The 18957-nt window shown below is 69.8% G+C and carries 17 protein-coding genes, 1 pseudogene and 1 riboswitch; of the genes and pseudogenes, 2 read left to right on the plus strand and 16 right to left on the minus strand.

The genetic code is table 11. The features are described from left to right. Window positions 1-46 precede the first annotated feature (46 nt). The 15 genes and pseudogenes from ACWC09_RS05880 to ACWC09_RS05950 form a co-directional block, all read right to left on the minus strand. Entirely contained in the window at window positions 47-1339 is a 1293-nt protein-coding gene (locus ACWC09_RS05880) for a class I SAM-dependent methyltransferase (protein ID WP_450848884.1), read from the minus strand. Between the two features lie 147 nt (window positions 1340-1486). Beyond that, entirely contained in the window at window positions 1487-2863 is a 1377-nt protein-coding gene (locus ACWC09_RS05885; RefSeq protein WP_450848886.1) for an NAD(P)/FAD-dependent oxidoreductase, read from the minus strand. 443 nt (window positions 2864-3306) lie between these two features. Beyond that, window positions 3307-4263, minus strand: coding sequence for a Ppx/GppA phosphatase family protein (locus tag ACWC09_RS05890; protein ID WP_450849129.1), 957 nt, complete (start codon window positions 4261-4263; stop codon window positions 3307-3309). A 204-nt stretch (window positions 4264-4467) separates the two neighbouring features. Continuing rightward, window positions 4468-4869, minus strand: a pseudogene (locus ACWC09_RS05895) (DUF501 domain-containing protein); the annotation flags it as partial. Between the two features lie 28 nt (window positions 4870-4897). Further along, entirely contained in the window at window positions 4898-5374 is a 477-nt protein-coding gene (locus ACWC09_RS05900) for an FtsB family cell division protein (protein ID WP_450848888.1), read from the minus strand. A gap of 100 nt (window positions 5375-5474) precedes the next feature. Then, window positions 5475-6761 (minus strand): phosphopyruvate hydratase, encoded by a 1287-nt coding sequence (gene eno / locus ACWC09_RS05905; protein WP_450848890.1) that lies wholly within the window; start codon window positions 6759-6761, stop codon window positions 5475-5477. 279 nt (window positions 6762-7040) lie between these two features. Continuing rightward, complete coding sequence (locus ACWC09_RS05910) at window positions 7041-7724, minus strand: transglycosylase family protein (protein WP_450848892.1); 684 nt, start codon at window positions 7722-7724, stop codon at window positions 7041-7043. 3 nt (window positions 7725-7727) lie between these two features. Beyond that, a riboswitch (cyclic di-AMP (ydaO/yuaA leader) is annotated at window positions 7728-7901 on the minus strand. A gap of 189 nt (window positions 7902-8090) precedes the next feature. Then, window positions 8091-9074 (minus strand): transglycosylase family protein, encoded by a 984-nt coding sequence (locus ACWC09_RS05915; protein ID WP_450848894.1) that lies wholly within the window; start codon window positions 9072-9074, stop codon window positions 8091-8093. Window positions 9075-9251: 177 nt separating this feature from the next. Next, window positions 9252-10523 (minus strand): cytochrome P450 family protein, encoded by a 1272-nt coding sequence (locus tag ACWC09_RS05920; RefSeq protein WP_450848896.1) that lies wholly within the window; start codon window positions 10521-10523, stop codon window positions 9252-9254. Beyond that, the gene (locus ACWC09_RS05925) at window positions 10520-12814 is read right to left on the minus strand and encodes a hypothetical protein (protein ID WP_450848898.1); all 2295 of its coding nucleotides are present in this window, start codon (window positions 12812-12814) and stop codon (window positions 10520-10522) included. The genes ACWC09_RS05920 and ACWC09_RS05925 overlap by 4 nt, the downstream gene beginning before the upstream one ends. Before the next feature lie 42 nt (window positions 12815-12856). Next, window positions 12857-13852 carry a nucleoside triphosphate pyrophosphohydrolase gene (locus tag ACWC09_RS05930; protein WP_450848900.1) on the minus strand — a complete coding sequence of 332 codons (996 nt, stop codon included), beginning with the start codon at window positions 13850-13852 and terminating at the stop codon, window positions 12857-12859. Between the two features lie 73 nt (window positions 13853-13925). Beyond that, the gene (locus tag ACWC09_RS05935) at window positions 13926-14573 is read right to left on the minus strand and encodes a SurA N-terminal domain-containing protein (RefSeq protein WP_450848902.1); all 648 of its coding nucleotides are present in this window, start codon (window positions 14571-14573) and stop codon (window positions 13926-13928) included. A gap of 145 nt (window positions 14574-14718) precedes the next feature. Further along, on the minus strand, window positions 14719-15378 hold the full coding sequence (locus tag ACWC09_RS05940) for a hypothetical protein (protein ID WP_450848904.1): 660 nt from the start codon (window positions 15376-15378) through the stop codon (window positions 14719-14721). Window positions 15379-15384: 6 nt separating this feature from the next. Beyond that, entirely contained in the window at window positions 15385-15882 is a 498-nt protein-coding gene (locus tag ACWC09_RS05945; protein WP_450848906.1) for a hypothetical protein, read from the minus strand. A gap of 35 nt (window positions 15883-15917) precedes the next feature. Further along, complete coding sequence (locus ACWC09_RS05950; RefSeq protein ID WP_450848908.1) at window positions 15918-16742, minus strand: glycoside hydrolase domain-containing protein; 825 nt, start codon at window positions 16740-16742, stop codon at window positions 15918-15920. A 395-nt stretch (window positions 16743-17137) separates the two neighbouring features. On the opposite strand from ACWC09_RS05950, the gene ACWC09_RS05955 reads away from it, so the two are divergent. Beyond that, window positions 17138-17854 (plus strand): hypothetical protein, encoded by a 717-nt coding sequence (locus tag ACWC09_RS05955; protein ID WP_450848910.1) that lies wholly within the window; start codon window positions 17138-17140, stop codon window positions 17852-17854. An 87-nt stretch (window positions 17855-17941) separates the two neighbouring features. After that, window positions 17942-18310, plus strand: coding sequence for a hypothetical protein (locus ACWC09_RS05960; RefSeq protein WP_450848912.1), 369 nt, complete (start codon window positions 17942-17944; stop codon window positions 18308-18310). 41 nt (window positions 18311-18351) lie between these two features. Here ACWC09_RS05960 and ACWC09_RS05965 read toward each other — a convergent pair whose 3' ends face one another. Continuing rightward, window positions 18352-18771, minus strand: coding sequence for an ATP-binding protein (locus tag ACWC09_RS05965; protein WP_450848914.1), 420 nt, complete (start codon window positions 18769-18771; stop codon window positions 18352-18354). Between the last annotated feature and the right edge of the window lie 186 nt (window positions 18772-18957).

Consider the following 18957-nt stretch of genomic DNA (forward strand, 5'->3'; position numbering starts at 1 on the left):
ACGGCCATGAAGGGCCCGTTGCCCGTCAACGGGCCCTTCTCCGCGCTCAGTTCCAGGTGCGCGCACGCAACGGCATCCCGGAGACGCCGGATTCGGGGGTGCGGACGGCCAGGACCTGGTTGACGCCCAGGTGGTTGCGCTCGAAGCCGAGGGCGCAGGCGGCCATGTAGAGGCGCCAGACCCGGGCCCGGCCGGGTCCGGTCAGCCGGACGGCACGCGCCCACTGCTTCTCCAGGTTGCCGACCCACCGGCGCAGGGTGAGCGCGTAGTGCTCACGGATCGACTCGACGTCCCGCACCTCGAAGCCGGCCCGCTCCAGCAGGGTCACCGTGGTGCCGACGGGGGCGAGTTCGCCGTCGGGGAAGACATAGGCGTCCATGAACTCGTCGAGGTCGTACGCCGATTCGTCGAGCAGTGGGCGCCGGGCGATCTGGTGGTTGAGCAGCCGTCCGCCGGGGGTGAGGAGCCGGTACAGGTCCCGGGCGTACTCCAGGTACTTCTCCGCACCGACGTGTTCGGCCATCCCGATGGAGGAGATGGCGTCGTACGGACCGTCGGCCACGTCCCGGTAGTCCTGTACGCGGATCTCGATCCGGTCGGTGAGTCCCTCGTCGGCGACGCGCTTGCGGGCGTAGGCCGCCTGCTCCTGGGAGAGGGTGATGCCGACGACGCGCACGCCGTACTCGCGGGCGGCGTGGATCGCCATCGAGCCCCAGCCGCAGCCGACGTCGAGGAGCCGCTGACCGGGCCGGAGGTCGAGCTTGCGGCAGACGAGGTCGAGCTTGTCGCGCTGAGCGGTCTCCAGCGTGCTGTCCGGGGCGGGCCAGTAGGCGCACGAGTACACCATGGACGGTCCGAGGACGATCTCGTAGAAGTCGTTGCCGACGTCGTAGTGATGGCTGACGGCGCGCTTGTCGCTGCGCCGGGAGTGCAGGCCGCGGCGGGGCCGGCGGATCTCCTCGCGGGGCGGGGCCGGCGGCAGCGGCAGCCCGGCGAGCCGGACCAGCCCCAGCACCGCGGAGCGCGCCTGCGGGTCGCGCAGGATCTGGAGGGTCGTACGGCTGTCCTCGCCGCTCTCCCAGACGAGTCCGGAGAGCAGGTCCAGGGCGCCGTAGAAGTCGCCCTCGATGTCGAGGTCCCCGGCGACCCAGGCGCGCGCCAGGCCCAGTTCGCCCGGTTTCCACAGCAGTCGGCGCACCGCGCGCCGGTTCCGCACGAACAGGGTCGGTGCCCCGGGCGGCCCCGCCTGCGAACCGTCCCAGGCCCGGATCCGCAGCGGGAGCTCGGCCCCCAGCAGCTGTTCCAGCAGCCCCTTCAGCCGCAACGCGGCATCTGCCATGACGCACACCTCCGTTACGAGGATCCCGGAATTGTCCACCCGGGTAAACAACCGCGCGGCAGAGGTCAATCCCCCGGGAACGCCGAAAGGACCTCCCGCACCACGGATGGCGGGAGGTCCTTCGGTCGGATCGGCGACCGGCGTCGGTCAGGAGGCCTTCGCCTCGGTCTTCTTCGGCTCGGCCGCCGGCACGGGCCTCGCGGCCTCGTAGAACTCCTCGCGCGGGTGCTCCATCGCGCCGAGGGAGACGACCTCGCGCTTGAGGAACATGCCGAGGGTCCAGTCGGCGAAGACGCGCACCTTGCGGTTCCAGGTCGGCATGGCCAGACCGTGGTAGCCGCGGTGCATGTACCAGGCGAGACGGCCCTTGAGCTTGATCTTCATCTTGCCCATGACGATCATCGCGACGCCCTTGTGGAGGCCGAGCCCGGCCACCGCGCCCTTGTTGGCATGCGCGTAGTCCTTCTGCGGGAAGCCCCGCAGACCGGAGATCACGTTGTCGCCGAGGACGCGGGCCTGACGCAGCGCGTGCTGGGCGTTCGGCGGGCACCAGGCGTTCTCGTTGCCGGCCTTGCGGCCGACGAGGTCCGGGACCTGGGCGTTGTCGCCGGCGGCCCAGATGTAGTCGGTGCCCTGGACCTGGAGGGTCGGCGCGCAGTCGACGTGACCGCGGGGGCCGAGCGGCAGGCCGTAGCGGGACAGGACCGGGTTCGGCTTCACGCCGGCGGTCCAGACGATCGTGTTGGAGTCGACCTCGAGGCCGTTCTTGAGAACGACATGCCCGTCCACGCACGAGTCCATGGAGGTGGAGAGGTAGATCTCCACACCGCGGCTCTCCAGGTGCTCCTTGCCGTACTGGCCGAGCTTGGGGCCGACCTCCGGCAGGATCTTGTCCGCGGCGTCGACGAGGATGAACCGCATGTCCTCGCGCGAGACGTTGGTGTAGTACTTGGCCGCGTCGCGGGCCAGGTCCTCGACCTCACCGATGGTCTCCGCACCGGCGAAGCCGCCGCCGACGAAGACGAAGGTGAGCGCCTTGCGGCGGATCTCCTCGTCGGTGGTGGAGTCGGCCTTGTCGAGCTGCTCCAACACGTGGTTGCGCAGGCCGATGGCCTCCTCGATGCCCTTCATACCGATGCCCTGCTCGGCGAGGCCGGGGATCGGGAAGGTGCGGGAGACCGCGCCGAGCGCGATCACCAGGTAGTCGAAAGGCAGCTCGTACGCCTCGCCCACCAGCGGGGCGATCGTGGCGACCTTGCGGTCCTGGTCGATGGTGGTGACCCGGCCGGTGAGAACCTCCGCCTTCGGCAGCACGCGTCGCAGCGGGACGACGACGTGGCGCGGGGAGATGTTGCCGGCGGCGGTTTCGGGGAGGAAGGGCTGGTAGGTCATGTACGACCGGGGGTCGACGACCGTGACGGTCGCCTCGCCGTAGCGCATCTTCTTGAGGATGCGCCGAGCTGCGTACAGGCCTACGTACCCACCGCCTACTACGAGGATCCTGGGACGCTCCGTGGTGCTCATGCCATCGAGTATCCACCCGCCTCAGGGGGGTAGCTCGTGCGCCCCTTCACAAGCTCCGACAGGGGGTGTGTTATCCTCCGCGACCCACGTGATCCAGGTCATGTGGATCACCGGGAACCCGGGTCGCTACGACCCGTTGTCAATGCCGCGTGAGCTGCCTCTCTGGCCCTCCGGAGATGCCGTGAGCACCCCGAAACACCCTCCCTCGACACCCTCCGCCGGACCCGTCATACCACACTTCTGAACACGTTCAAGGGCCCGTTCGGCCCCCGGAAGGGCCAGCCGGACACTTTTTACGGTTCCGTGGGACGGAATTCCTTGTGAAGAACTTCACGAACTTTTCCGACGCCACGTCAATGAGGGGCCCACAGGGGCCCCTCATTGACGCTCATACGCTATCCGACCTGCTCGTCAGAGAGCTACTGATCAGTAACAAAAGAGAGCTACGCCACCGACCAGGCGATGCCGTCGAGGATGTCGTGCTCGCTCACGACGACCTCCTCGGCGCCGATCCGCTCCATGATCGACAGCAGTACGAGGGCGCCGGCGGCGATGACGTCCACGCGCCCCGGATGCAAGGACGCAACGGCCGCGCGCTCGGCGTGCGTGGAGCGCAGCAGCCACTCACTGATCTCGCGAACACGCTCGTACGACACCCGGGAGTGGTGGATGCGCTCGGAGTCGTACTCGGGCAGCTCCTGCGCGATGGCCGACACGGTGGTGACGGACCCCGCGAGCCCCACCAACGTCCGCGCCTCGCCCAGCGGAACCGTCTCCTCGGCGAGGTCCAGCGCCCGCTCGATGTCGGCCCGCAGGGCGGCGATCTGCTCGTCGGAGGGCGGGTCGCTCACGGCGCCGTCGCGGACGAGATGCCGCTCGGTCATGCGCACACACCCGACGTCGACGGAACGGGCGGCCCGTACGTGCTCCTCGCCGACGACGAACTCGGTCGAGCCGCCACCGATGTCGACGACCAGATAGGGCTTGGTGAGGTCGTCGCGGCCCGTCAGTTCCCTGGTCGCCCCGGTGAAGGAGAACTCCGCCTCCTGCTCCCCGGAGATGACCTCGGGCTCGACGCCGAGGATGTCCACGACGCCCCGGACGAAGTCGTCGCGGTTCGAGGCGTCACGGGAGGCCGAGGTCGCCACGAACCGCACCTTCTCGGCGCCGAACCCGCGGATCACCTCCGCGTACTCCCGGCAGGCCGCGAACGTGCGCTCCAGCGCCTCCGGGGCCAGCCGGCCGGTCCGGTCCACGTCCTGGCCGAGCCGCACGATCGTCATCCGCCGGTCGAGTTCGAGGAGCTCACCCGTGGCCGGGTCGACGTCCGCCACGAGCAGTCGAATGGAGTTCGTACCGCAGTCGACGGCGGCGACGCGGCTGAAGCCCCGGGGAACCATCGGCTTGGAGGCGAAGAAGCCGCTGCGCATCGCGGTGGGGTCGGTGACCCCGCTCTCCCCTTCGGGGAGTTCGTCGGCCGGGTCGGGTGCCGCCAGCGGCTGCACACACGGTCCCTTGAGCCACCACTCCGGCAGCATCGCGATCGCCTCGTCGCCCAGGGGGTTCACCCCCGGCCCCGCGGCCAGGGAGTGCCCCACCAGCACGTGCAGGCACTTCACCCGGTCCGGCATGCCACCCGCACTCGGGAAGCCCTCCAGGACCTCGATGGCGTCCCGGCGCGCGAGGTAGTCCTCGTGCGCGGCCCGGTACGCGGCGGCCAGCTCCGGGTCGGTCCCCAGCCGCTCCGTCATCTCCTTCATGACGCCGTTGGCCTCCAGCGTCCCGATCGCCGAGGCGGCGCGCGGGCACGTCAGGTAGTACGTCGTCGGGAAGGGCGTGCCGTCGGGAAGCCGCGGGGCCGTCTCGACGACGTCCGGCTGCCCGCACGGGCACCGGTGCGCGATCGCGCGCAGCCCGCGCGGCGGCCGCCCGAGCTGCTGCTTGAAGGCCTCGACGTCGGCGTCGGTGGGCTCGGTGCGCGGGGTGGGCGGCGGAGGCGTTTCCACGAAGAACTGTCTCTCTAATCAGGTCAGGTCACTGGTCGGAGGCGTCGGACTTGTCGACCCCGTCCCAGACGTTCGAGTACCAGGGCCGGTCGGCGGCCCCGAGGTCGGCGCGGGACTGCTTGGCCGCGTCCGGGTCGATGACGACGTAGCCCGTCTCGCCCGGCAGCACATAGTGCAGCCGCTGCCGGATCTGCTGCTCGGCGTACGAGTCGTCCTGCCAGCGTGCCTTGAGGTCGCGCAGCTGCTCGACGCGCTGTTTCGCCTGCTGCTTCTGGCGCTGCAGATCGGCGATCTCCGCGCGCTGGGAGACGTACTGCCTTATGGGGTACGCGAGCGCCACGACCAGGGTGCAGAGCACCAGCGCGAGCAGGGCCGCACGGCCGGTGAGGCGGGAGCGGCGGGCCTGGCGCTTGGTCTGGGAGCGGTAGACCCGGGCCGCGGTCTGCTCGCCGAGCAGCTTGATCCTGGTCGCGGTGGAGAACCGGTCCCGGTCCTTCACGGCCATGTTCCCCGCCTCCCGTTCACACGCGCGTACGTCCCCGCACACGGTACGGGACCGGTACGGGGACGTACGTACGACTGGCTAAGGCTTAGCCCTGCCGGGATCAGCCCTTGAAACGCGGGAAAGCGGAGCGGCCCGCGTACACCGCCGCGTCGTCGAGGATCTCCTCGATGCGCAGCAGCTGGTTGTACTTGGCGACGCGCTCGGAGCGGGCCGGGGCTCCGGTCTTGATCTGGCCGCAGTTGGTGGCGACGGCGAGGTCGGCGATGGTGACGTCCTCGGTCTCGCCGGAGCGGTGGGACATCATGCACTTGAAGCCGCTGCGCTGGGCGAGCTCGACGGCGTCCAGGGTCTCGGTGAGGGAGCCGATCTGGTTCACCTTGACCAGGAGGGCGTTGGCGGTGCCCTCCTCGATGCCGCGGGCGAGGCGCTCGGGGTTGGTGACGAACAGGTCGTCGCCGACGATCTGGACCTTGTCGCCGAGACGGTCGGTGAGGACCTTCCAGCCGGCCCAGTCGTCCTCGAACAGCGGGTCCTCGATGGAGACGAGCGGGTAGGCCGCGACGAGCTCCTCGTAGTACTCCGTCATCTCGGCGGCGGAGCGGTCCTTGCCCTCGAACTTGTACGTGCCGTCCTTGTAGAACTCGGAGGCGGCGACGTCGAGCGCGAGGGCGACCTGCTCGCCGGGGATGTAGCCGGCTTCCTTGATGGCCTCGAGGATCAGGTCCAGGGCGGCGCGGTTGGACTCCAGGTTCGGGGCGAAGCCGCCCTCGTCCCCGAGGCCGGTGGACAGGCCCTTGCTCTTCAGGACCTTCTTGAGGGTGTGGTAGACCTCGGTGCCCCAGCGCAGGGCCTCGGAGAAGGTCTCCGCGCCGATCGGGGCGATCATGAACTCCTGGATGTCCACGTTGGAGTCGGCGTGCGAGCCGCCGTTCAGGATGTTCATCATCGGCACCGGCAGCAGGTGCGCGTTCGGGCCGCCCAGGTAGCGGAAGAGCGGGAGGTCGCTGGCCTCGGAGGCGGCGTGGGCGACGGCGAGCGAGACGCCGAGGATGGCGTTGGCGCCGAGGGAGCCCTTGTTGTCGGTGGCGTCCAGGTCGAACATCGCCTGGTCGATCAGGCGCTGCTCGGTGGCGTCGTACCCGACCAGCTCCGGGCCGATCTGCTCGATGACGGCGAGGACGGCCTTCTCGACACCCTTGCCCTGGTAGCGGTTGGGGTCACCGTCGCGGAGCTCGATGGCCTCGAAGGCGCCCGTGGAGGCGCCGGACGGGACGGCGGCACGACCCGTGCTGCCGTCGTCGAGGCCGACCTCGACCTCGACCGTGGGGTTGCCTCGGGAGTCCAGGATTTCCCGGGCTACGACGACGTCGATGGACGGCACGAGCATCTCCTTCTGGGATGTGACGCGGTTAGCAAGGCCGCAGCGGCTCTGCGAGACGAGCCTATCCGCCTCCGGCGGATCGGCCACGTCTCCGACCACCCCTTGGGCAGAACCGAGAGTAAATTGTTTCCGAACGGAACAAAGCGTGGGGGCAAAAAAGCCCCGCCCCGGTGCGTACGGGGGAACACGCACCGGAGCGGGGAGCCCGTGGGGACGGGGGAGGCCCTCACGTGTCCTCCATGGTGGAGGACACGGCTGTCAGGGCGCTGTGGTTCAGCTGTCTGCTTACTTGAGGTGCAGCTGCTGACCCGGGTAGATCAGGTCGGCGTCCTCGACGATGTCCTTGTTCAGCTTGAACAGCTTCGCCCAGCCACCCTTGACGTGGTGCTTCTCGGCGATCGAGCTGAGGGTGTCGCCCTTGACGACCTTGTACTCGCCGTCGCCCTTCTTGACCTTCTTGCCGGTCGGGGTGGTGACGGTCTTGGTCGACTTCTTGACGGCCGTGCGCTCGGAGGAGCGGGAGGCGGTCTGCCCGCCGGAGGAGCGGGTGCTGGAGCCGCTGGAGGAGCTGCTCGAAGCGCTGCTGCCGTTGTAGGCGGCGCTGGACAGGCCCGTGCCGCAGACCGGCCAGGCGCCCTTGCCCTGGGAGGCGAGGACCTTCTCGGCGACGGCGATCTGCTGCGCCTTGGTGGCCTGGTTGGCCTGCGAGGCGTAGGCGGTGCCGCCGTACGCGGCCCAGGTGGAGGCGGAGAACTGCAGACCGCCGTAGTAGCCGTTGCCGGTGTTGATGGACCAGTTGCCACCCGACTCGCACTGGGCGACCGCGTCCCACTCGGAGGCGGTGGCGGCGGAGGCGCTGCCGGCCGCCATCAGCGGCGCGGCTATGGCGACACCGGTGACTCCGGCGAGCGCGGCGACGCGGGTGGCCTTGGACGGACGACGGTGCTTGCCCTTGCCGGAAAACAGCATGGTTGATCCCCTCACCGACGCCTGCGAGGTGAGCTGTCGGGTTCGGGCCGGTTGAGTTGCCCGGCCGCACGCTCGCTTTCACGAGGCGCGGCTACACCCCTAGCCGTATCCAGCGTCAATCGCTGGGTCCGGCGCTTACCTTGGGTCCCCCGCTCCTGCCTACGGCGCTGTTAAGCGACGACTGTTCCCGTACGGCCGCTGGCAGGATTCGGCGTTGCGGCTGTCGGGGCTCGTGTTGCCGAGCGGTGACGACGGTAGACACGGAATCCGGGGAATTTCAAAGACGATCAGGGCTTCTGAGACTCATCCCACACTTTCACCAAACCGGACATTCGGCGCGAAGTGTGACGTGAACTCCCGTCGCTTTTAACCCTGTTCGGCAGGGAGTCGCAGGGCCTGACCGGCGGAGATATGGTTCGGGTCGGTACCGATCGCCTGCTTGTTCTCGGCATAGAGGGCACGCCATCCGCCGTCCACGCCAAGGGAGTCGGCGATGGAGGCGAGGGTGTCGCCGGCGTGGACCGTGTACGAGTCGGGCGCGGCCTTCTTGGCCGAGCTCTCGTCGGCAGCGGCGCCGCGATGCTTGCCGGTGCCGGTGGCGGTGTCCGTGACGGCGTCCGCGGCCCCGCCGATGGCGCCGGTGTCGACGAGACTCCAAGACCCCACAGCCTGGCCGGACTTGTCCGAGTCATCCCCCTTCGCCCGATCTGCGGACGAGTCGTCGGTTCCCTGAGACTTGCTCGCGGCGGACCCGGAGGGCGAGGCGGATGTGTCCGATTCGGCAGAATTACTTGTGGAATCGGATGAAGCGTCGGGTGAGGCGGAGGGCTGGGCACTGGACGACGCACCCGAGGAGGAGTCGCCGGCCGAGCTGCCCGATGAATTGGACAAACCGGTCGAGTCCGAGCTGTCGGACGAATCGGATGAACTCGACGAGCCGTCCGCGACGCCGGTGTCGACATCGGCGGAGCCCGAGTCCTTGGTCAGCCCGGAGGTCAGTCCACAGGTGTGGAAGGCGCCGACACCCTCGGCGTCGAGGAGCTTCTCGGCGACGGCTATCTGCTGGTTGCGGCTGGCCAGGTCGGCACTCGGGGCGTAGTCGAGCCCGCCGTACTTCTCCCAGTCGTCCTGGGTCAGCTTCAGTCCGCCGTAGAAGCCGTTCCCGCTGTTCTCACTCCAGGAGCCGCCGGTCTCGCACTGCGCCACCTTGTCCCAGGTGGTCCCGTCGGCCGCGCTGGCGCCGCTCGCGGCGAACAGCGGGATGGCGATGGCGGAGCCTGTCACCCCGGCCGCGACGAGCAGTGCCGGAGCCTGGCGGGGGCGACGGTGACGACCGTTCCCGGAGAGCATGCGGGGGCCTTTCGCGAGACAGCAATGACCGCGACGCGTGAAGCTTGGGCCAAGCCTTGGCGCCGCCATGGTCCGTGAAGGTATCGGCTGACGATCACTTGTCACAAGTTAATGCCGCGTAGATCACGTGAAGATCACAGACTTGAGCGCGTGTCATGTTTGTCTGGGCGGACACATTCAGCCAACTGGGGTGAATTCGACCGGAAGCGTGCGCAGTCCGCGCATGATGAGCCCGCCGCGCCACCTCAACTCTGATGGATCGGCGGCGAGTTGCATATCAGGGAGCCGGGTGAGGAGTGTGGCGAGCGCGGTCTGCCCCTCAAGTCGGGCCAGCGGAGCGCCCAGACAGTAGTGAATACCGTGCCCGTATCCCAGGTGTTGGTTGTCGCGGCGGGAGAGGTCGAGGGTGTCTGGCTCGGCGAACCGGTCTGGATCCCGATCGGCGGCTGCGAGCACGACGAGCACCGGGTCGCCGGTCGAGATGTCCTGCCCGCCGATGCTGAGCGGCTCGGTGGCGAACCGCCAAGTGGCGAGTTCTACGGGCCCGTCGTACCGGAGGAGCTCTTCGACTCCCGTCTCCAGCAGGCCGCGTTCACCGACGGCGAGGGAGGACTGGAGGCGGTGGCGCTGGTCGGGGTGGGTGAGGAGGGCGTAGGTGCCGTTGCCGATGAGGTTCACGGTGGTCTCAAAACCCGCGAAGAGGAGCACGAAGCACATCGCCGCAGCCTCGTTCTCGGTGAGGTGCTCGCCGTGGTCGGAGGCGCGGATGAGACCGGAGATGAGGTCCTCGCCGGGGGCGGGATCCGCAGGGAGCGCTTCACGCTTGCGGTGGATGAGGTCGGCGAGATACCCCCGCATCTTCTTGACGGACCGTGCGACCCCGCCCCTGGGGCCGCCTTGGTGGCGGATCATCATCCCGGCCCAGTCGCGGAAGTCGTCCTGGTCCTCGCGGGGGACGCCGAGCAGATCACAGATCGCGTAGATGGGGAGGGGGAAGGCGAACTCATGGATGAGATCGGCTTCGCCCTTCGCCGCGAACTGGTCGATGAGGTGGTCGGTGAGTTCCTGGACGCGGGGGGCGAACTCGGCGACGCGCCGGGGCGTGAAGGCCTTGGAGACCAGGCGCCGGAGACGGGTGTGGTCCGGCGGGTCGATGTTGAGGAGGTGCGTCATCAACTCGGCCTTGCGCTCCCCCGGGATACCCGTCTTCCCCTTGGCGTGCGCGGGCTCGTCGTGGTGCGCCGGATTCTTGGAGAGGCGAGGGTCGGCGAGGGCCCGCTTGGCGTCCTTGTACCGGGTGACCAGCCAGGCTTCGACACCGCTGGGGAGGGTCGTCCTGTGGACGGGGGCGTGTTCCCGGAGCCAGGCGTAGGCGGGATAGGGGTCTGTCGCGAACTCCCAGGTGAATAGGTCGGGGGTGGGGGTGTCGGGGGTGGGGTGGGTGGTCACTCCTTGACGGTATCCGGGGCGGGGGCGGTGACGGGTGGCGCCGGGAGGCGTTCGAGGAGGTCGGGGGGATTCACCTCGGCGGCCTTGCGAAGCCATTCCCCGGCTTCCGCGGTCTTACCCTGCTTCTCCAGCACCTCCGCGATGTCCTGCTCGGTGTCCGTGACTCCTGCTCGGAGAGCCTCGCGGTACCAGTGCAGCGCTTCGTCCAGCCGGCCCTCCCGCTCCCGGCAGATAGCGCGGTTGCGTATGGAGTCCGTGTCTCCGCCCGCTATCGCCTGTTCGTGGAGGCGGTCTATCTCGGGCTGGTCGCGGTCGGCCTTCCGGCCAAGACTCACAGCCAGTTCACCTGCGCCACGCGCGTCGCCCCATGCGGCCCCGCAGCGGAGCCAGTCCTCGCCCCCCGGCCTGTTCCATCGGATGAGGAGTGCGCCCAGGCTCCCGCCGACCTCTCCATGACCCGCCATGGCCGCCTTGCGATACCAACGGATCGCCTCGCCCTCACGCCCCACTCCGGCCAGCAGGTCGCCCAGTTCGCGCGCCGCCGGCCCGTGCCCCGCCTCGGCCGCCCTGCGCAGCCAGCGCTCGGCGCGCTGCCGTAGCAGGCTGCCCAGTGCCGCCGCCGCGCTCCGGCTCCCCGCCCCCGCCGCCCGCTCCAGGTGCCGCAGCGCGCCGTCCTCGTCACCACGGTCCCGCAGGGCCTGCGCCAGTTCGACCGCCGCCGACAGGTCCCCCGCATCCACCGCGAGGCGCAGCCACTGCTCCCGCTCCTCGCCTTCGGTACACCGGGCGAAGCCGAGCGCCACCGCCGGGGAGCCCGACTCGATCCTGGGCTGCAGCGCGGTGCGAGCCGCTTCGAGTACGGCGGGGAAGTCGAGCCCCGAGCCCTCCTCTCGGGTCGCGTCGAGCAGCGTCCACCACACCTCGTCCGGCACCGACTCCAGGTCGCCCGACCCCACTGCCTCCGCGACCAGCGCTCCGTAGGCACGCCAGGTGTTCTCCTGCTCGCCCTCCACCAGCAGGCCCGAAACGCCGAACATCGGGGTCGTCGCCCAGGCCAGCGCGTCCTCGAACGACTCCCGCTCCTCCGCCCTGTACTGCTCCTGAACCCTCCTGAGCAGCTCGGCGGACACCGCCCCCTGGACCCCGCACCGCGCGAGATCGACGGCCGCCCGGACCAGCAACTGCCCGCGCGGATGTTCCAGTTGGGTCCCCGCCCGGCGCCACTCGTCGAACAGGTGATGTCCGACGGCGAAGTAGGAAGCGACGCCCTCCCCGCCGCTCCACATGTACGCCGGATACGCGCGCGGGTCATCGAGCGCGGCCAGCCGTTCCAACTCGGCCTCACTCCACTCGCGCCCCAGCTTCACCGCGCGGGCTGCGGCGATGACCAGTTCGGCAGGCTCGGTGCCGGTGCGGCGCCCGTAGTACGCGCCGGGGCGCATCGTGCCGAGCAGGACGGCGCCAAGGCTCGTGAACCGCACCAGCAGCCGGGGGTCGAGGCCTCCGTCGCCCAGGTGGTCGATCAACGCGTCGAGCCAGACGACGTACTTACCGGGCTGCCCCTTCAGCGAGGGGAGCAGAGCGCGCAGGTCCTCGCCTCGGTCGGGGGCGTACATCCGGTGGCCCGCCAGCGAACGCACCGCCTGCCACGCCGTGTACGACGTGCCCACACACGGCTCCCCCAGGATCAGCACCAGGCCGCTGTGAGCAAGCTCAGCGCGCAATTCCTCGTCGCAGTCGCGCGGCGCGTACGGCGGCACGTCGGGCAGCCCCGCCACCTGCCGAGTCCGTCGTACCCCGAACTCCAGCGCCCCCACGTCGTCGACCGGCCGCCACTCCACCGGAGCGGGGGCGGCGCCGTAGTGGTGGTTGTGCTGCACGCCGACGACCCGGTCGCGGAAGTCGCTGTTGCCGAAGTCGACGTGGTCACCGGCGACGTAGGTGCTGTTGTCCCCGGTGATGGCGACGCCGATGCTGCCGCTGGCGGCAATGGAGCGGGGACCGCCAGCTGTGACGGTGGAGGTGGTTCCGGTCGGCGTGGGTGCGCCCTGCAGCCTGGCGATCTCCTCCAGCGATGCGAAGACCTGGGGGTGCGCTCTGCACAGCTCACCCAGCAAACCCGGCTTCAGTACTGCCTCTGCGCGCGCCCTGTCCTGGCGTTGCGACATGGCGGCCGCGAGTCCGAGATGGCCCGCCAGATCCAGCAGATTCGCTATGTCCTGCGCTGCGTACGGCGAACGGTCGACCGCACGCAGCAGCGCATCCCTCAACACCAACAAGTCTGTTGCCACGGCTGCCCCCGGACTTCGCACCCACCCGTTGCCTCAACCGTACTAAGCAGACAGCCCCTCAGCAGCCCGTACGGCATCCCGATAAGCCCGCGCAGCAACCCGCAGCGCCGCCTCCGGATCCAACCCCTCCGCCTCTGCCCGCACCGCCAGCGCGAGCAACTCGTAGCCAAGGCCCTCCCCTTGAGGCAGTGGCACCTCAAGTCCCGCCGTCCGCACCCGCGACGCAAGCTTCGACGCCAGTGCCAGACCCGGCTGGCCGAGGGGGATGCCGTCGGTCACCGACTCGCGTTGCTTTTCTATCGCCTTCGTGCGCAGCCAGTGCTCCTTCACCTCCTCCGGTGTGGACGCCGTCTCGTCGCCGAAGACGTGCGGGTGGCGGTGGATGAGTTTCGCGACGATGCCTCCCGCCACATCGTCGATCGAGAAGGGCTCGTCCGGGTCCTCCTCGGCGATGCGGGAGTGGAAGACGACTTGCAGCAGGACGTCGCCCAGTTCCTCGCGGAGTTCTTCGCGGTCGCCCTCCTCGATCGCCTCGACCAGTTCGTACGCCTCCTCGATGCCGTACTTCGCGAGGCCCTTGTGGGTCTGCTGGGAGGACCAGGGGCATTCGGCGCGGATCTGGTCCATGACCTGGACGAGGTCGAGGAGGCGGGCGCCGGGGAGGTCGTAGGAGGCGGGGAGGAGTTCCAGTTCGGGCATGTGGAGGCGGCCCGAGCCGGCCAGGCGGGCGAGGCCGTCGGTCAGGGTCGGCTCGCCCTCACCCGTGGCGACGACCACGACGGTGCGGCCTTCGGAGCAGAGGGCAACCAGTTCCTCGGCCGTGGGGGCGGCCTCCTCGACCCGTATGCCCGCCTCCCGCAGATACGGCAGCTGCGGGTGGGTGCCGGCCGCGCACAGCACGCGGTCGGCGGCGCGCAGGGTCTGCCAGGCGGGCCAGGAGAGGAGCCCGGGTGCGACGCGGTGGCTGGTGGTGAGCAGGACGATGCGGCCGGAGGCGGAGGCCGTGTCGGGGGCGCGGTCGGGGCTGGTTGCGTTCACGGTTCGAAGCTAACGCACGTCCCCGACAGCCCCGCGAGTTATCCACAGGGCGGTCGGGTGCGCTGCCGTACCGTTACGCCGTCCCCTGCGAGGCCGTCGCCGTGACTTCCCGCACCCATGGCGTCTTCGCGTCCACGCGGCTGCTCTTCTGGACGTCCCAGGCGCCGTAACGGGGGTTCAGGTCGACGTGGAGTTCCTTGGAGGCCGTGGAGAGGGCGCTCCAGAAGGCCGGCTTGCTGGTGTCGGTGCCGAGGGCCTGGGCGAGCTTCTGCGCCTCGAGCTGGAGACGGAGGTTGTCGTCGAGGCGCTCGGGGGCGACGCCGTACTGCTGGAGCCAGGCCGTCTCGAGGGCCTTGGAGCCGCCGACCTGCTGTTCCAGGCCGGTGCGCATCTGCTGGATCTCCTTGGGGGTGACGCTCACGCCCTCGTCCTGGGCAGCACGGTGCAGCACCCGGTCCAGGACCATGTTGTGGAGCGTGTCCCGCGTGAGGCTGCCGGTCTGGGCGACGGCCTGCTTGTACTGCGCGTCGTTCGCCACGGCCGCGCGCTGTGCCGTGCGCACCTCGTTGACGCGGCTCTCCAGCTGCGCGACGGTGATCCGCTGGCCGCCCACGACGGCTGCCGCGCCGGGATGCGCCTCGCTCCCGCAGGCGGTGAGGAGGGGGGCCGCGACGGCGATCGCGGCGGTGAGCAGGAGCGCGGTGCGACGGCGGCGGTGCAAGGAAGCCTCCCGAGGAGATTGTGCGACGGTGCACAAAGTCTTGCGGTGATCGATGGTAGGCAGTGGGACGGCTGGGGCCAACCCATTGGACCAACGATTCATCCGGACTTCGGGCACCGGCACGCCTCTGCGGTGTGCTCGGGGGTCAGCCCCACGCGTTCACCGCCTGCTTCACCGCGGCGGCCACACCGGAGCGCAGTCCGTCGTCTACAGGCACCCAGGCCACGTTGTCCGTGCCGGTCTTGCCCTTGCCGCCACTGGCATGGTCGGTGTTGCTGCCGCTGTCGCTGCCCACGAGCACGAAGCCCAGTTTCGCATACCGTCGGGTCGCCTCCTGTGCCGCCTTCACCTCGGGGTCGCCCACCGCGAGGACGACCTCGCAGGAGCCCTGGAGCATGGCGTTGAGGAAGGGGCGCGCGTTGGCGGTGCTCTGCTCTCCGGTCACGGAGGAGTAGCTCACGCGCGCGTGCGTGGCGAGGGAGGCGTCCTGCATGCCCTGCCAGACGGTGGCGGCGGTCTTGGCGTTGATGCCGTGCCGGTCGGTGAGCAGGCACGCGTCGGTCTCGGTGTAGTGGCGGGCCCGGGTGTCGGGGATCGGCGGACGGCCGCTGTCGTGCCGGTAGAGGAAGAACCCCGTCACGATCGTCGCCAGGGCGACCGCGACCGCCGTACCGATCATGGTGAGGCTGCGACCGCCGAGCGAGCGCAGCCCGGCCACCGCCGCGCGCCCCACGGCGGTGAGCCGCGACGTCCCTCCGGCCCGGACCGGCCGTGTCCGCGTGACCTGCCGGACCTGCTTGACCATGTAGTGCTACTCCTCCACGCGCTCGGCCACCAGGCCGGCCTCCTGGTCGACGCCCATGCGTCCCACGTCTGCCGCATCCGCGCCCACCGCGCCCCCTGTCCGCGTGGGCGCCTCTACGAGCGCCGGGGCGCCGGCGCGCGTGCCGATCCACCGGCGCTCGCGTCCGCTCGCGCGCCGGGGCCACGCCCTCCACGCGTGCGCGGAGGCGCCCGCCATCGACAGCGTGATCAACAGCAGGTCCACCCCGAACAGCGCGCCGTGCGTGTCGTCCGGGGTGAGCGCGAGTTCGGTGAGCCAGGCCACCAGGACCGCGCTGAAGCCGGCGAAGACCAGCCAGTCGGCGCGGGTGCGGCGCCGGAGGGCGAGGACGAGGGACGGTACGGGGCAGAGCAGGCCCAGGCTGACCACCGGCAGCGCGGCGAAGCCCGCACGCACGGCGGGCAGTCGCAGCACCGGCGCGGCAGGCAGCTTCAACGCCTTCTCCACCAGCCTCGGCATCCTCATAGCCCTCGCCCTTCGGTCGGCCTTCGGATCCGTCCTCAGCCGGTGATGGCGACCGGGCCGTCCCACGCGTCGCGGTCCACGGTGATCGTGTAACCGCCGCGGGACTCCTTGCTGTTGACCATGTACTGGTGGCCCCGGCTGTGGCCGGTGAACTGGGTGCTGCCCCACGGCCAGTCGGAGGTGGTCGTGTTGGTCTTGTCCCACAGCGCGTACCAGAGGTTGCCCGGCAGGTCCGTCTTGTCGGTCGCCGTCGCGATCGCCTTGGCGCTGGAGCTGGTGAAGCCGTAGTAGCCGGTGCGGTACGTCTTGGCGTGCAGTTCCTTGTCGAAGGCGCGGACGTACGTCAGCACGGCGTTGTTGCAGGAGGTGTTCGTGGTGTCGTACGCCTCCATGTCGAGGAAGATCGGGCTGCCGGCCTTCATGCCGAGCGCCGAGGCCTTCGACACCGCGTCGTCCGCCTCGCTCTTGCCGACGGCGGCGGCGGTGGAGGCGCTGATCTTCACCGAGCCGCCGGAGCCGCAGGACGGCTGGGAGCCGACGTAGAGCGGGATGAGCTTCCAGCCGACCGTGCTGACGGACTTGACCCAGGACGCGGTGAGGTTGGGCTGGCTGCAGCCGCGGTTCTTGCCGCCGATGTAGACGGCGGCGGCGCCGTAGAAGCCGGTGTGCCAGGCCTTCATCGCGGAGAGGGACGGCGCGGCACAGGTGTCGAAGGCGCGGCCCGTGAAGGTCTTCTGCGCGGGCCAGGTGGTGGCCGCCATCGAGGTCGTCGCGGCGATCCCGCCGCCCGCGACGACGACGGCACCGGCCACGCCCCACGAGATGTACCTGCGCTTCTTCGACTGCCGATGGTCGGCCATCCCCACCCCTGTTCATGACAAACGGACATGTACGACGACCCGTACACGTCCGACGAAAGTTTCCGCAGGTGCCCTGAAGCGGCGCCAGTCCGGCACGGTGAGGCGGTACGGCGACGGCCGTACGACTCCTGCGTGGAACTGTTTCCGCGCACACGGAAGTTGGACACCATGAGCGGATCGCAACGTAACCGATGCCGCCCTTGCGTTCGGGAAACGGAGCCCCTGGATCGTCACAAGATTCCCTCACGGCACGGCAAAAACTCCTGACCCAGGGAACGCGGGCCGGGCAAATTCCGTACGCGAGCGCGGGCTTGACGAACGCTTGGCGATTCGAATGGCCGTTCATCACTTGTGCGTGACCTGTGCACATCCTGGGGGACCTAGTGTCCGACCCCATGTTCACCACCACCCGGGCCGCCAAGGCCCTCGCTCTCGCCGCCCTCCCCCTGGCCCTCACCGCCCTGACGGCCTGCTCGTCCTCTTCCGACACCAGTGATGGCAAGGCGAGCGCGAAGCCGGCCGCGGCGAAGGACCCGAACGCCGGTCTGGCTACGGGAGCGCAGCTCAAGAAGGCCCTGGCCCCGGCGTCGTTCTTCGCGAAGGGATTCGCCGTGGACCCGAGCGGCGCGCGTGACTCCGGCTCCACCTACGGCGAGCCGTCGACGGCGCCCGCCACCACGAAAACGGACTGCGCCAAGCTGGACGGCACCAGCTGGATCGCCGTCACCGGGGTGGCCGGGGTGTCGTTCGCGCAGAACGACTACGTGAACCAGAACACCTCCCAGGACATCGCCCAGGAGATCGACACCTACCGCGGGACGACCGCCGCGACCGTCCTGACCGACGTGGAGCACCTCGCCGCCTCCTGCGCGACCTTCACCGACGACCAGACGCACACCAAGGTGAAGGTCGCGGGCGCGGCGGCCTCCGGTCTGGGCGACGGCGCGTACGCCCTCACGCTCACCGACAGCTCCTGGGAGAACGGCACCACCCTCATCGCCGCCCGGGTCGGCACGAACGTCGTCAGCGTGCTGTCGACGGACGGACACGACAACGGGGCGGCTACGGCGAGGAAGCTGACGGAGCGGATCGTCGCCGCGCTGAAGAAGTAGCGCACTGAAGAAGTAGCGGCCTTCCCCCACTCACCCCCCACGCGACGGCCGGTGCCCTAGCCTTGCCTCGACCTTGGGGGGTTGGACATGGAAAGACGTCCGCGACGGCTGGAAGCCGGTTGGTGGCAGCGGATCGGATGGGTGGCCCTCGCCTGGGGGTCGTGCGGCCTGCTGATATGGGTGCCCTTCCTGTACGTGGCGATCCGCCGCGGCAGGGGTTCGGACTGGGGCGCCTTCGCCGCCTTCGCGCTCTACGAGTGCGTGACTCTGCCGTGGGCGGTGGTACGCGGCGACGGTCAGGGCGACCCCTTCCTCGGCCTGGCCGTCGTACTGACCATGCTCCTGGCGGCCGGCCTGCTGCTGTTCGCCCTGTTCGACAACCCGACCCCGAAGCAGGCGGGGTACGGGGGCGGGCCGGTTCCGCCGGGGCCGTACGGTAATCCGTATCTGCGGTAGTGGCAGGCCGGCCGCCGGGGCACCGCTCAAGGCGCCGCCCTTCAGGCGGAGGCGAACTCGCACCACACATACTTGCCCCGACGCCCATGCCTGGCCAGCGGCTGCCAACCCCACTGATCGGCACAGGCCCGCACGAGGGCCAGCCCTCGACCGTCCTCCTCTGTCTCGCCGACCTGTTCCCACGCCTTCGGTGGTTCAGGTGGCTCCGGGTCGGCGTCCCAGGCGCCGATGCGCAGCACTCCGGCCGACCGGCACACGCGCAGGGCGACGGGCCCCTTGGTGTGGCGTACGGCGTTGGAGACCAGCTCGGTGGCGGGGAGTTCGGCGACGTCGACGAGGGTGATCAGGCCGTGCAGGGTGAGGATCAGGCGGAGGGTGCGGCGGCAGACGGTGACGGCTCGGGGGTCGTTCGGGATGTACAGCGTGTACTCCCAGGGCTCTTGGCTTTCGGTTTCGGGCATGCGTCAGCTCCGGTTCGAGGTGGGGTTCGCTTCGGGAGGCCGGTGGCAGTGCCGCAGCCGTCCTGGCAGGGCGGAGCGGTGCGCTTCCGGGGTCCCGGGGGTGCCGCAGCGTGTGCGTCGCGTCACCGACGGTAGACCTATCCGTTTAAGTCTTGCAAGGTGATCGCGTAACGTAGCCCCGAACGA

This window comes from Streptomyces sp. NPDC001617, assembly GCF_053596855.1.

Excerpts from the sequence above, each read along its gene's own strand:
- ACWC09_RS05880 (WP_450848884.1), bottom strand. The coding sequence starts at position 1,339 with ATGGCAGATGCCGCGTTGCGGCTGAAGGGGCTGCTGGAACAGCTGCTG.
- ACWC09_RS05885 (WP_450848886.1), bottom strand. The coding sequence starts at position 2,863 with ATGAGCACCACGGAGCGTCCCAGGATCCTCGTAGTAGGCGGTGGGTAC.
- ACWC09_RS05890 (WP_450849129.1), bottom strand. The coding sequence starts at position 4,263 with ATGGTTCCCCGGGGCTTCAGCCGCGTCGCCGCCGTCGACTGCGGTACG.
- ACWC09_RS05900 (WP_450848888.1), bottom strand. The coding sequence starts at position 5,374 with ATGGCCGTGAAGGACCGGGACCGGTTCTCCACCGCGACCAGGATCAAG.
- eno (WP_450848890.1), bottom strand. The coding sequence starts at position 6,761 with ATGCTCGTGCCGTCCATCGACGTCGTCGTAGCCCGGGAAATCCTGGAC.
- ACWC09_RS05910 (WP_450848892.1), bottom strand. The coding sequence starts at position 7,724 with ATGCTGTTTTCCGGCAAGGGCAAGCACCGTCGTCCGTCCAAGGCCACC.
- ACWC09_RS05915 (WP_450848894.1), bottom strand. The coding sequence starts at position 9,074 with ATGCTCTCCGGGAACGGTCGTCACCGTCGCCCCCGCCAGGCTCCGGCA.
- ACWC09_RS05940 (WP_450848904.1), bottom strand. The coding sequence starts at position 15,378 with ATGGTCAAGCAGGTCCGGCAGGTCACGCGGACACGGCCGGTCCGGGCC.
- ACWC09_RS05945 (WP_450848906.1), bottom strand. The coding sequence starts at position 15,882 with ATGAGGATGCCGAGGCTGGTGGAGAAGGCGTTGAAGCTGCCTGCCGCG.
- ACWC09_RS05950 (WP_450848908.1), bottom strand. The coding sequence starts at position 16,742 with ATGGCCGACCATCGGCAGTCGAAGAAGCGCAGGTACATCTCGTGGGGC.
- ACWC09_RS05955 (WP_450848910.1), top strand. The coding sequence starts at position 17,138 with ATGTTCACCACCACCCGGGCCGCCAAGGCCCTCGCTCTCGCCGCCCTC.
- ACWC09_RS05960 (WP_450848912.1), top strand. The coding sequence starts at position 17,942 with ATGGAAAGACGTCCGCGACGGCTGGAAGCCGGTTGGTGGCAGCGGATC.
- ACWC09_RS05965 (WP_450848914.1), bottom strand. The coding sequence starts at position 18,771 with ATGCCCGAAACCGAAAGCCAAGAGCCCTGGGAGTACACGCTGTACATC.